This is a genomic window from Kitasatospora cineracea (assembly GCF_003751605.1).
GTDB lineage: Bacteria > Actinomycetota > Actinomycetes > Streptomycetales > Streptomycetaceae > Kitasatospora > Kitasatospora cineracea.
Genome location: NZ_RJVJ01000003.1, coordinates 689249 through 701633, shown reverse-complemented (window position 1 = coordinate 701633; position 12385 = coordinate 689249). Strand labels below are relative to the sequence as shown.

The window sequence follows — 12385 nt, the reverse complement described above, 5'->3', positions numbered from 1 at the left end:
ATCACCCACAGGCATGCACGCCAACGACCAGCAGCACGAACGTCCACGGCCACCGCACCGGCACCCCAGCACCCCGGCACCCGCCCGGCAGCGGCTCGTACAGGACCATCCCTCCTCCCGTCCTCCCTCCGCGCCGAGGCGGTGAGCATGCGCCCGCCGCCGCGGCGCAACGGTGGTCCGGCCGGAAGCCACAGTGACCAGGAGTGCGGAACCTCAGCGATTCCACAGCGTCGGACGCAACACGGCGATCACCCGATCCTCCAGAGCTTTCGCTCCGTCGCCGGTAGCCGTGACTGCCCAGCAGAGCTCCAGCTCAGCCCGTGCAAGTGCTGCTTTGGCCCACTGCGCGGCTCTCACAGGCTGGCCGGCCTCGACTTCGGCCAAGCGCTCGCGCAGCCACTGCGGGTCGGCAAGAGCCCGGTCCAGTGCCGCTTCACCCAGCCCGGACGCCAACCCGCTGGTGTACTTCGCGATTCGCCCCCGCATCCCATTGGCCGGCCTCGAACCGTTGCCCGCCCGCTCCTTGGCGCATCCCACGTACACCACACAGCCCTCCAACCCCGACCGCGCCATGTACACCCCGGGCAGACGCGGCACCACCGACCGCGCCTCCTCCAGGCCCACCCAGGCCGACCACTGGGCCATCTCCCACACGTCCATGCACCGCTCCTCCCCGCACCGGCCCTCACCCTACGAGCCCACCATCAACGTCGCCCCAGGAGCAGCCGCCCCGCCCCAGCGCGCGTGGGCGAGCGGCGGACGCAGCCGACCGACCAGGCACGGCGAGCGGGCAGCAGGCGGCACCGGCGGCCCGTCCCGGACCGTGGTTCCACCGATACCGGTAACCCACCCGCTCCACCATGATCGGCCCTCCAGTCGGCTACCGGCCCCGGAACGTCAGGCTGAGACGGGCCCCGAGCTCATCGGCCTGGAAGAACACGCGAAGCCGCAACGCGAGCACCGGAAGGAGCCGGAACAGGTGGTGGTCGGGGACAGCGGGGGCGGGGGCGAAGTGCGGACGGCGGTGGTCGCGCCGGGCGCCTTCCTCGACAACGCCAAGAGCCGGCGGGCCAAGCTGAAGCCCGAGCAGCTCGCGGCCCTGGCCGAGCACGAGGTGGAGCGGGCGTGAGCAGCGCCGGGGCCGGGAGAGCGGAGAGGCAAGAGCTGTCGGGCGCCCGGGCCACCTGAGCGGGCTGAGACAGAGCGGCGGGGCGGGACGTCTACCGGTCGGTGGCCGCCCCGCCGCTCGTCCGGGTGGCGAGGCCGCGGGCCGGCCCCGAACCAGGTGACGGCGTGTCAGGGTGGACGGCATGACGCACTCCGCTTCCGGGCTCGACCCGGCCTCCGCCGCGCTGATCCCGCCCATGCTGCGGGAGGAGATCACCACCAGGGTCCACACCGCACTGACCGAACGCGGCCTGGACACCCCCACCGCCGGCGCAGCGCTCCACACCGCCCCCCGGACCGCCGCCGGCACCGGGGCCGCCGAATACATCAGCGTGCCCGCGCTACTCCACCTCCTGGGCGAGGTCGGCACCGACCTCGGCGCCGAGAACGGCCAGGGGCGGCCCGTGCGGCCCTGACGCCCGGACAGCAGCGGGGCGGCCGGCGGCCTACGGGGTGTCACCCCGCCAGGTCCACCGGCCGGTGTCGTCCGGCTCGTAGATCGAACGGCCGCCCGGGTAGGCACAGCGCGGGGAGATCAGCGCGGTACCCGGGTCGGGGTCGTCGGCCAGGACGTAGGCGCGCTCGCCGTCCATGGGGCCGCCGTGCAGCTCGGCTTCCATCTACCGCCCCATCCCGGGCACCGTACTGAACTTGATTGGGTGATGTCGGAGCTGTTCGCCTGACAGGGCCGAACTGGCTCCGGTAGCCCTGGGGCATGAGGTATGCGCAGGGCGGTGGGTTGACCGACGCCGGGCGGGCCGCGGACGACACGGTGGTGGAGCGGTGGAAGAAGGAGACCTGGCCGTTGGTAGGAGCACCGCGGCGGCCCTCGGCGCCTGGGTCGTCTTCGAGGACGAGGCCGGGCAGTCGATGACGCCGCCGCGAGCCAGAACCTGGGGCCGCATCGGGCGCACGCCGGTGGTCCGCGTGCGCGGGCGGGGATCCGGCCGGGTCTCGATGGCGGGCATGGCCTGCTACAAGCCGGGCGAACGGTCCCGGCTGATCTACGCGATCCGCGAGTACCGGGGCCGCAAGGGCGAGCGGAAGGGCTTCGGCTGGCACGACTTCCGCGATCTGGTCGTCCGCGCCAGGATCCAGCTCGGCGGACCGGTCGTGCTCGTGTGGGACAACGCCCTCATCCACCTCGTGCCGCCGCTCAGGGCATTCTTCGAGGCCAACGCGCACTGGCTGACCGACTTTCAGCTACCCACCTACGCGCCCGACCTCAACCCGCAGGAGGGCATCTGGTCGCTGGTCAAACGCGACATCGGAAACCTCGCGGCCACCGACCTCGGCCGGCTGGCCCGGGCCGTCAAGCGCAAGCTCAAGATGATCCAGTACCGCTCCCACCTCGTCGACGGCTGCCTCGCCGGGACCGGCTTGATCATGGATGGCTGACCGACATCACGAGTTCAAGTTCAGTAGCGGCCGGGACGGACGGCTGTGGCCCACCTCGGACGATCTTGGATTTTTGAAACCCGGCCCCGGGGTTGTGGAAGGATCGGCGGAGGATTTGGTCGTCCAGGCTGAGTCGCATCCTTTCCCCGATCTTACCGGGAGCTCACTGAAATCGCTCTGTATGCCCGTAGGGCGAGGCTGGTGGTGGACCGCTAGTACGGTTCACCACCAGCCGGATCCTGAGATCAGACGAACGATCCTTCGACCGTATCGTCGGGGTATTCCCGGTCGCTGCGCATTCCGTTCATGTTGCCGGTGATCCAGGTGATGGATTCGGGGCGGCTTCCGTTGTCGGTCCTGCAGAACTCTTCTACGGCGGCGCGGATGCGGTCGATCGGGAATGTGCTTGCGGGGTCGTGGTAGTGGGGGTAGTAGGATTCCGATACTACGCGGGGGTCGAAGGCGGGCGGTTCGGGGTTGTCGGAGACCCAGACATGGTCGTAAACACCGCCTTTGTTGGGGTTGTTGCCGGTTACGCACCATGCCAGCCCGCCGTAGCCCGTCGACCGGTTCACCCCGACGGTGAGGCCGTTATCGGGGCTCCACCCTTTACCGCCGGGGCCGTCGGTGATCGAGAGCTCGAAAATCTCTCTCGGGGGGTACGGGTCGTTGGTCGCCTGGTCGGACTCATCGGCCTCGAATATTTGGGACACGAGCAGAAGTTTCTCCTGGAGGCTTTGGGCATGCCTCCAGGAGCCGCGGTACATAACGCTGAGGATCATTGCTTGACCTGTCGATCTAATTGGCTGCGGCGCCCTTGAGCGAGAAGGGTCCCTGGAGAACGCCCTGCCTGTCTATATACCAGACGTTGATGACGGACCCCGAAGGGAGGATATCAGGGACGGCCAGACGGCAGCCGCGTGCGGCATCACACACCCCATCGGCATTGTTGATCACAATGTCCCTTACCGTCACTCCTTGCTTCCTCATCCACCAGGCGAGCCTGGTTTCGAGGTGGGTAGCCACCTCGATCCTCCCGGTCGATCCCACCTGGTATTTCCCGGTTTTTTCGAGGAACTTACTGATCTCCATCAGATTCTGATCCGAGCCGCTGGGCATTGTACCCCCGAGCCTGGTCACCTCGTCACCATCTATTCTGATGACCTGCCCCGTGGTCGCGCCTTCATGATTTGGTCGAACGGGAAGACTTTCAGCGATTTCCCTGATCTTTGTCAGGCAGATGTCGCTCGGGCTGTTGTGGGTGAGGAGGGGGGTGGTGCCGGCCAGCACGTAGTAGGTGTGGAGGTCGGCGACGGTGAGGTTGTAGGCGGGCTGGAGGGCTGTCCAGTGCCGGATGGAGGCGACCTGGGCGGTGGCGCCGGTGTCGGTGCGCAGGGTGTCGCCGGGGCGGATGTCGGCGGCGTCGGTCCACTGGGTGGTGTTCTGGACCCAGAAGGGGTGGTGGTCGGTGGCGGTGACCGCGCTCTGCTGGCCCTTGTCGGGGGCGGCGAGGGCGAGTTCGGTGAAGTCGAGGTCGTCGGGGGTGTAGATGGTCGCTTCGACCCGGTGTGGTCCGCTTTGGCCGGTCTGTGGATCGGCTGCTTGGACGGTGTCGCCGGCCTGGATCTGTTCGATGGGTTTGGTGGTGCCGTCGCCCATGAGGACGAGGGTTCCGGCGGGGAAGCTGTTACGGAGGCAGGCTTTGGCAACGAACTTCGCCGCCTTCTTGGCGCCGGTGAGCCAGCCCCAGGCGGCTTCGACGCCGTCGAGGGCCTTCTTGCCGAACTTCTTGATGAACTTGGCGCCGGCGCTGGCCCAGCCGGCGATGGGGATCATGCTGAAGCAGGACAGGCCGAAGTCGACGCCGCTGGCGTAGTCAGCGAGGTATTCGCCGCCGGTCCACAGGCAGTTGATGAGGTCGGCGGCCTCTCCGACGCCTGGTACCAGCCCGATGATGTCGAGCTTGGTGTGCATCATGTCGGCGAAGCGGTCGTAGCTGGTGTAGTCCGCCGGGTTGAGGCTGGTGCCGAAGTACTTCTGGAACGCCAGCATCCCGTTGAGCACGTCGTTCCAGTCGACGCCGCTCTCCTCGGCCTGCTGCTGGAGCTCCATGTAGGTCCAGTACGCCTTTTCCTCCTGCGCGATGCGGTCGGCTTCGGCGATGGCCTGGGTCTGTGCGGCGTCGCTGATCGCGGCGGCGTTCTCGGAGGACTGGTGCGCGTTCTCCGCGGACTGACGGGCGGCCGCGACGGCGGCGTAGGCGATGTCGGCGGATCCCCGGGCCGCTGTGGCGCTGCCTGCGGCCCGCAGAGCGGAGTCCTGGGCGGCGACGGCGCTGGCGTGGGCCTGGGCGGCGGCTTGCTTGGCCTGGGCCGCGGAGGTGCGGGCCTGGGTGGCGGAGGTGTCGGCCGCGGTGGCGGACTTCTGCGCGTCCGTGGCGTAGCCGGCGGCGGCGTTGGCGTATTTGTTGGCGTCGGCGGCGGCTTGGTTGGCTTGGTCGGCGGCGTTGTTGGCGTCGGCGGCGGCCTTGGCGGCGAGGGCGGCGTTCTGTTGGGCGAGGGCGGCGGTTTGTGAGGCGGTGTTGATGGTGTTGGTGATGGTGGCTTCGTGGGCCCGGGTGAGGTCGTCCTGCTGTTTGGCGCGGTAGCGGCCGGTGGTGAGGAAGTCGGTCTTGGCCGGTGAGGGGCTTTCGATGGCGATGGCTGCGGCGAGTTTGACTTCTTCGCCTCCGCCGTCGCCGCCGGTTTCGAGGAGTTGGGAGATCTTGACCTGGTCGTCGGCGGCCTTGGCGGTGTACTGCCCGCGGGTGAGGAAGGTGGTCAGCGCGTCGGCGGTGTTGGCTTCCAGGGCGGCTTGGGCGGCCGTCTTGAGGGCGGGTCCGCCGGTCTCCAGGATCTGGGAGGTCTTGACGCGGTACTCGTCCAGGGCGACCTGGTGGCGGCCGGTGGTCAGGAAGGTGTGGACCTGGGCCGGGTCGTTCGTGGTCAGGGCGTTGGTGGCGGCGGTGCGCACCGCGGCGAACTCGCTGTTGTCGGCGAGCTGCTCGGCCTGGAGGATCTCGTCCTGGTGCAGGGAGGCGGTCCAGCCGGAGCGGACGTAGTCGATGACGGCCTGGTCGGAGCCGGTGAGGGCGTACTCGGCGGCGGACTTGCTCCAGGATCCGCGGGTCTTGAGGGCTGCGAGGGCCATCTTGCGGCCGTTGGCGACGACCGTGGCGGTGTCGGCGCCGGCCTGGGCGGCCTGGGCGGCGAGTTGGGCCGCGGTCTGGTCGAGGGCCAGGGCCTGGGTCTTGGCCTTGTCGGCCTCGATGACGCTGAGGTCGAAGGCGGCCTTGAGGTCGCGGGCCTGGTTGGTGCCGGTGGCCTTGCGGGCCTCGCGCTCCTCCTGTTCGCTGGCCAGGGCCAACTGGTGCACCTGAACAGCCTTGTTGACCGCGGCTGTTGCGCTGTTGGCGGCTTCCGCCGCGCTGGCGGCGTGCGCGGTGGCGCGCTGGGCGGCGTTGGTGGCGTTGCCGGCGTGCAGGGTGGAGTTGCGGGCGGCTTCGGCCGCGTTGGCGGCGTGGGTGGCGGCGGAGCGGGCCGCTGCTGCGGCTTCGCGGGCCGCGGTCGCGGACTGGTCGGCGAGGTCGGCGGCCTTGTTCGCCGAACGCTGGGCCTCGGCGGCGTGGCGCTGGGAGGAGACGGCGGCCTGCTTGGCTTCCTCCGAGTAGGCGCCCGCGGCGTTGGCGTAGTCGTTGGCCTGGTTGGCGGCCAGGGTGGTGAGGGCGAGGTCGTTCAGCGCTCCGAAGGCGGCCCTGGCGGCGTCGCGGGCGCCGACGGCGGCGCCTGCGGCGCGGTCGGCGGCGTCGGCGGCGTACTGGGCGCGGCCGGCGGCCTGCTCGGCGGCCTTGGCGGCCTGCTCGTCGACCTTGCCCTGCGCGGCCCAGGTCAGCGCGCGGCCGGCGGCCTGGTCCGCGCCGGCCGCGGCGGAGGCGGCCTGCTGCGCGGCGGCGGCGGCCAGGCGCGAGGCGGTGTTGGCGGCCTGGGCTGCGGTGATGGCGGCCTTCGCCGCCACCGCGGCCTGCCGCCCGGCTTCGGCGGCACGCTTGGCCGCGGCGGCGGCCTTGGCGGAATCACCCTGGGCGGCCTCGGCCTCGGAGCGGGCCTTCTCCGCCGCTTCGCGGGCCAGCCGCGCGCCGGTGACGGCCTGGTCGGCCGCTTCGAGGGCGGCGTCCTTCTCCCGCTCGGCCTGGTCGCTGGTCTCCTTGGCCTGCTGGGCGAGCTGCGCGACGTCGGCGTACTCGCGGTCCCGGGCGGCGGCGATGTGCTGACCGACCGCCAGGAACTCGGTGATGTCGTCGAGCGAGCCCTCCAGCGCGAGCATGCCGGCCTGCTTGGTGGCCGGCCCACCCGTCTCGACGAGCTGCGAGACCCGCACCCGGGCATCGCTCTCACGGGTGACGTCCTGCGTGTGGGTCAGGAACTCGCCGACATCGTCGATCGAGCCGTCCAGCGCCTTGAGCCCGGCGGCCTTGGTCGCCGGGCCGCCCGTCTCGACGAGCTGCGAGACCCGCACCCGCTGGTCCTGCGCCAGCGGCGCCTTCCAGCCCTGGTCCAGGAACGCGGCGACGGCCGCCTTGTCGTGGCTGTCGAGCGCGGCCGCGGCCGCCTTGCGCAGGGCCGGACCGCCGGTCACGACGATCTGCAGGAGCGCCTGCTCGTTGTCCTTGGCCTCGGCCTTGGCCCACTCTCCGTCCTGGACCAGGAACGCGGCGACCTTGTCGCCGCCGCCCGTCAGGGCCTCCTCGGCTGCGGCCTGCACCGAGGTGCCGCCGTCCTTCCACGCCTGCAGCACCCGGCCCCGGTCGGTCAGGACCGGGCCCGTGGGGGCGGTGTCCGCCGCCACCGGCGTCGCGGACACCAGCGACACCATCAGCGCGAGCGGCAGCACCCCGCGGCACAGCCACCGCACCACGGACCCCCTCCCCCTGAATATCTCCCTACGCCTGCGTGAACTCACGAAAACTCTCCTACGAAAAATCGGTGATTATTGTTTTTGGCAGCAGGAAAGCACCCCAGGGAAGGCGGGGCGCATTTTCGCCCGCCACCTCGGGTGAATTTCAGTATTCGGAAACCCCCTCTGGAACCCCCCAGTTGACCGTCTCGACGCAGTTGGTAGGCATACATTAAGGTCAGCGGCTGACGAGGCACCAGCAGGCAAGATGACCGGTTTGCCCTCGAACGTGCGAAAAGAAATATTCATCCCCAGGCAAAACAGAGGTTTTCCATGAGGCATCGTGCTTCGGGTGCGATAGCGGCGTCAGCCGCTCTCGCCGCCACCGTGTTCACCGGACTGGCATCCGCCCCGCCCGCACTGGCCGACACCACCGGAGTTGACGTCCCGTCCGCGGTCGAGGACGGCGCCTACCCCGGCGCCGCCCAGATCCTGGCCGAGAAGGGCATCACCCTCACCCGCGGCGACGGTGGCATCACCCTCGCCGACTGCACCCAGCCCAGCAGCTACCAGATCAAGGTCCTCGCCCGCACCGCCAACGAGGACGACGGCGACACCATCTGCTTCGCCGCCCCCGGCGCCGGCGGCTACCTCGCCTTCACCATCCCCGACGCCTACCGCATCACCACCTACAACCGCTCGGTGCGCGCCAGCCTCTCCACCGACCAGAAGCCCACCGAGACCACCGACGTCCCCGCCAACGGCACCAAGGGCATCGGCGAAACCCTCGACCCCAACACCCGCGCCGTCCTGCTCGAACTGCGCGTCACCGGCTCCACCGCCACCCCGACGGCCGGTCAGGCCGCCGATGCCGCCACCGCCTTCACCACCCACCTCGCCATCGGCGACCAGGGCCGCACCTGCACCGGAGCGCTCGTCGCCCCGCAGTGGGTCCTCACCGCCAAGTCCTGCTTCGCCGACGACCCCGCCAACCCCGCCACCGTGACGGCCGGCGCACCCAAGAACGCCACCACCGCCACCCTGGGCCGCGCCGACATCCACACCACCGGCGGCCACCGGACCAAGGTCATCGGCCTCGTCCCGCACGCCGACCGCGACCTGGTCATGGCGCGGCTGGAGACCCCGGTCTACGACATCGCCCCCCTCGGCCTGTCCAGCACCGCGCCCGCCGACGGCGGCGCGCTGAACACCGCCGGCTACGGCCGCACCGCCACCGCCTGGACCCCCGGCACCCTCCACACCCCCGCCGCCACCACCGGTGCCGTCACCGCCACCGGATTCGACCTCACCCCCACCGCCCCCGCCCTGATCTGCAAGGGCGACGCCGGCGCACCCCTGTGGCGCACCGAGAACAACAAGCCCGCCCTCGCAGGCGTCATCACCCGCGCCTGGCAAGGCGGCTGCCTCGGCACCCCCGCCGCCGAAGCCCGCACCACCGCCCACGCCGAACGCACCGACAACCTCGCGGGCTGGGTCTCCTCGACCCTGGCTGCCTCGCCGAAGCACGCCGGGTCCGAATCGGGTGGCACGGGCAGGGTGCGGTACGCGGACTGGGACGGTGACGGCCGGGCGGACCTGCTGACCGTCGCGGACTCCGGCGCGGTGCACGTGTACTTGAACCGCGGCGGTGACGGTCACGGCGGCTGGGAGGACTACGGCCAGGTCGCCACCGGCATGACCACCGACAAGTCCCGGGTCCGCTTCGCCGACTGGGACGGCGACGGCAGGGCCGACTACATCGTCATCCAGGCGAGCGGCGCCGTCGGCGTCTTCCTCAACAAGGGCGGCGACGGCCACGGCGGCTGGCAGGACTGGGGCCAGGTCGCCACCGGTCTGGCCAACGCCGACCAGGTCCGCTTCGCCGACTGGGACGGCGACGGCAAGGCCGACTACATCGTGACCCAGGCGAGCGGCGCCGTCGGCGTCTTCCTCAACAAGGGCGGCGACGGCCACGGCGGCTGGCAGGACCAGGGCGCCATCGCCCAGGGCGTCACCTCCGACCGCTCCCGCATCCGCTTCGCCGACATCGACGGCGACGGCAAGGTCGATTACAACATCATCAACAGCGACGGCTCCGTCACCACGTACATCAACAAGGGCGGCGACGGCCACGGCGGCTGGACCCTCCGCAACAAGATCACCAGCGGCGCGACCACCAACCAGAACATCGTCCACTTCGCCGACCTCACCGGTGAGGGCAACGCCGACTACCTGCTCGTCGACGGCGCCACCCAGGCCTACGCCTACAACGGCGGCGACGACCTCGGCGGCGCCTGGATCTACCTCGGCCAGATCGCCGGCGCACTCTGATCCACGGCGCCGGCACCGCCGGCTGACAGGCCGTCAACCTTCCGGGCGGTGGAGAGGACGCTCCACCGCCCGGGCTGCGGGTGCGAGACCGATCCGGGCACGGTCACCGTGCCGGTCCAGCAGGGCGCCCGGCTCCTTTCGCTGCCGGGCGTCCTGCCCGGACGGGGCCGTGGTGAGAATCCGGACAGGAAGAGGAGATCCATGAATGCAATCCGCGCGCCACGGACGCTCGGTGCCGCGATGGCGCTGGCCCTGGCTCTGGGAGCCGCGCCGGTGGCCTTGGTGCTGGGCGGTGCGCCGCCGGCGCACGCTCTCGACAACGGCCTGGCCCTGACCCCGCCGATGGGGTGGAACGACTGGAACGCCTTCGGGTGCGAGGGCCTCGACGAGGCGCTGGTGCTGAAGACCGCCGACTTCCTGGTCACCTCGGGCCTTCGGGACGCGGGGTACCAGTACGTGAACCTCGACGACTGCTGGATGCAGTCCGCGACCGGTTGGGACGACCCGACCAACGGGCGGGACGCCGCGGGCCGTCTGCAGGCGGATCCGGTGAAGTTCCCGAACGGCATCGCCAGTGTGGCCCGGTACGTCCACGCCAAGGGCCTCAAGCTCGGCATCTACGAGAGCGCGGGCTGGCGCACCTGCGCCTTCCCCGCCGTACCGGGCACCGACCGGTACTTCCCGGGCAGCATGGGCCACGAGGCCGTCGATGCCCGGACCTTCGCGGACTGGGGCGTCGACCTGCTCAAGTACGACAACTGCGGCAACTTCTTCAAGCCGAACGACCCCTCGGTGCCGAACGGCAAGGACTGGGCGTCCAGGTTCCCGGTGATGGGCCAAGCCCTGAAGGACACCGGGCGCCCGATCGTGTACAGCCTCTGTTCGCCGGCCGAGCCCAACGTCGGCGTCGCCCCGCAGGTCGGGAACCTGTGGCGGACGTCGAAGGACATCTCGCCCACCTGGTCGGTGCCGGACGACAGCGCCTACGGCTCGCTGCTGCAGAACTACCACGAGAACACGAAGTTCGCCGCCTCCGCGCACCCCGGGGCGTGGAACGACCCCGACATGCTGGAGATCGGCACCACCACCGGCATGGGCTCCCTCACTCCCGACGAGGCGCGCTCCGAGTTCAGCCTCTGGTCCGTGATGGCCGCGCCGCTGGTCATCGGGACGGACCTGACCACCGCCTCCCCCGAGACCCTCGCCATCTACGGCAACCGCGACGTGATCGCGGTCGACCAGGACCCGCTGGGCAGGCAGGGCGTACCGGTGCCCTCCGCCCCGGGGACCTCGGTGCTGGCCAAGCCGTTGGCCGACGGCGACGTGGCAGTGACCCTGTTCAACGAGAGCGAGGTGGCGAGGACCATCGCCACCACCACCTCGAACCTCGGCCTGCCGGCCTCGCCGTCCTTCCGCCTGACCGACCTGTGGACGCACAGCACCAGCAGCACCGACGGCGTGGTCTCCGCCACCGTGGCCCCGCACGCCACCGTGATGTACCGGGTGTCGCCGGGGGCCCCGGGCAAGGTCTCCCTGCAACTGGCGGACGGCAGCGGTGCGATGGCTGCCCAGACCGGTGACCTGGCCACCGGAGGCTTCGACCCCCAGTGGTCGCACCCGGAGGGCGGCGGCCTCACCGGCCTGACCAGCATCTCCGCCGGCACCCTGGTGCACGTCTACGGCGTGGCGGGCGGCCGGGTGTTCGGCGAGGACCTGGACACCGTCACCGGCCGGTGGAGCGGCTGGACGGAGATCCCCGGCGGCGCCACCGGGGTCCGGGACATCAGCGCGAGCATCGTCAACAACGTCGTGCAGCTGCTCATCGCGGGCTGGGACGGCTCGATGTGGCTCCAGCGCGGCGACTACGACGCCGGGCACTTCGACACCTCCTGGACCAGGGCCGACGACGCCCCGCTGTCCAGGCTGACCAGCGTCGCGGCCGGCACCCTGGTGCACGTCTACGCCATCGCGCAGGGCCGGGTCTACGGCGAGGACCTGGACACCGTCACCGGCCGGTGGAGCGGCTGGGCGGAGATCCCCGGCGGCGCCACGGGCGCCGTCGACCTCACCGCGAGCATCGTCCACAATGTCGTCCACCTGGAGATCGTCGGCGGCGACCGGACCATGTTCGGACAGGTCGGCGACTACAACGCCGGTCATTTCAACCCGACGTGGACCCAGCTTCCGGGCAGCGGCCTCGGCGCACTGACCAGCGTCGCCTCCGGCACCCTGGTGCACGTCTACGGCACCGCGGGCGGGACGGTCTACAGCTCCATGCTGGACACCGCCACCGGCCGGTGGACCGACTGGGCCCAGGTTCCGGGGAACGCCACCGGCGCGGTCGATCTGACGGTGGCCGCCGTCGACCGGTGACGCGCGGACCGGTGACGCGCGGACCGGGCGCGGTCGGAGATCTCGGGCGCCATGACGAAGCCGACGAGAGCCGACCGCCCGCCCGGTCACCACCGGCACCGGCACCGGCACCGCCGCCGCCCTCCCCGACCACGGCGGCGGCGACCGGAACACCCCGGTGCCGATCCGGCCGCGGCCGGATCGG

At 70.8% G+C, this 12385-nt stretch carries 8 protein-coding genes and 1 pseudogene; 5 read left to right on the top strand and 4 right to left on the bottom strand.

Going from position 1 to position 12385, the window contains the following annotated elements; translation table 11 throughout:
• Nucleotides 1-213: 213 nt before the first annotated feature.
• Complete coding sequence (locus EDD39_RS37210; RefSeq protein ID WP_208765771.1) at nt 214-660, bottom strand: hypothetical protein; 447 nt, start codon at nt 658-660, stop codon at nt 214-216.
• Between the two features lie 319 nt (nt 661-979).
• On the opposite strand from EDD39_RS37210, the gene EDD39_RS40065 reads away from it, so the two are divergent.
• Together EDD39_RS40065 and EDD39_RS37205 are read left to right on the top strand one after the other, a co-directional pair.
• Nucleotides 980-1129, top strand: a complete 150-nt coding sequence (locus tag EDD39_RS40065; RefSeq protein ID WP_162870338.1) for a hypothetical protein — start codon at nt 980-982, stop codon at nt 1127-1129.
• Between the two features lie 181 nt (nt 1130-1310).
• Nucleotides 1311-1583, top strand: coding sequence for a hypothetical protein (locus EDD39_RS37205; RefSeq protein ID WP_148089603.1), 273 nt, complete (start codon nt 1311-1313; stop codon nt 1581-1583).
• 30 nt (nt 1584-1613) lie between these two features.
• Here the strand turns inward: EDD39_RS37205 and EDD39_RS40060 are convergent, their stop codons facing one another.
• On the bottom strand, nt 1614-1787 hold the full coding sequence (locus EDD39_RS40060; protein WP_162870337.1) for a hypothetical protein: 174 nt from the start codon (nt 1785-1787) through the stop codon (nt 1614-1616).
• A 157-nt stretch (nt 1788-1944) separates the two neighbouring features.
• Between EDD39_RS40060 and EDD39_RS37200 the strand changes: the two are divergent.
• Nucleotides 1945-2565: pseudogene (locus EDD39_RS37200) on the top strand (IS630 family transposase); the annotation flags it as partial.
• Nucleotides 2566-2810: 245 nt separating this feature from the next.
• Here the strand turns inward: EDD39_RS37200 and EDD39_RS37195 are convergent.
• Together EDD39_RS37195 and EDD39_RS42465 are read right to left on the bottom strand one after the other, a co-directional pair.
• A complete protein-coding gene (locus EDD39_RS37195) occupies nt 2811-3347 on the bottom strand; it encodes an Imm1 family immunity protein (RefSeq protein ID WP_123563971.1) in 537 nt (178 codons plus the stop codon).
• A gap of 16 nt (nt 3348-3363) precedes the next feature.
• On the bottom strand, nt 3364-7518 hold the full coding sequence (locus EDD39_RS42465; RefSeq protein ID WP_123563970.1) for a DddA-like double-stranded DNA deaminase toxin: 4155 nt from the start codon (nt 7516-7518) through the stop codon (nt 3364-3366).
• A gap of 312 nt (nt 7519-7830) precedes the next feature.
• Between EDD39_RS42465 and EDD39_RS40500 the strand changes: the two genes are divergently transcribed.
• Together EDD39_RS40500 and EDD39_RS37180 are read left to right on the top strand one after the other, a co-directional pair.
• The gene (locus EDD39_RS40500; RefSeq protein ID WP_208765770.1) at nt 7831-9828 is read left to right on the top strand and encodes an FG-GAP-like repeat-containing protein; all 1998 of its coding nucleotides are present in this window, start codon (nt 7831-7833) and stop codon (nt 9826-9828) included.
• 201 nt (nt 9829-10029) lie between these two features.
• Complete coding sequence (locus EDD39_RS37180) at nt 10030-12201, top strand: glycoside hydrolase family 27 protein (protein WP_123563969.1); 2172 nt, start codon at nt 10030-10032, stop codon at nt 12199-12201.
• The last annotated feature ends 184 nt before the right edge of the window (nt 12202-12385 follow it).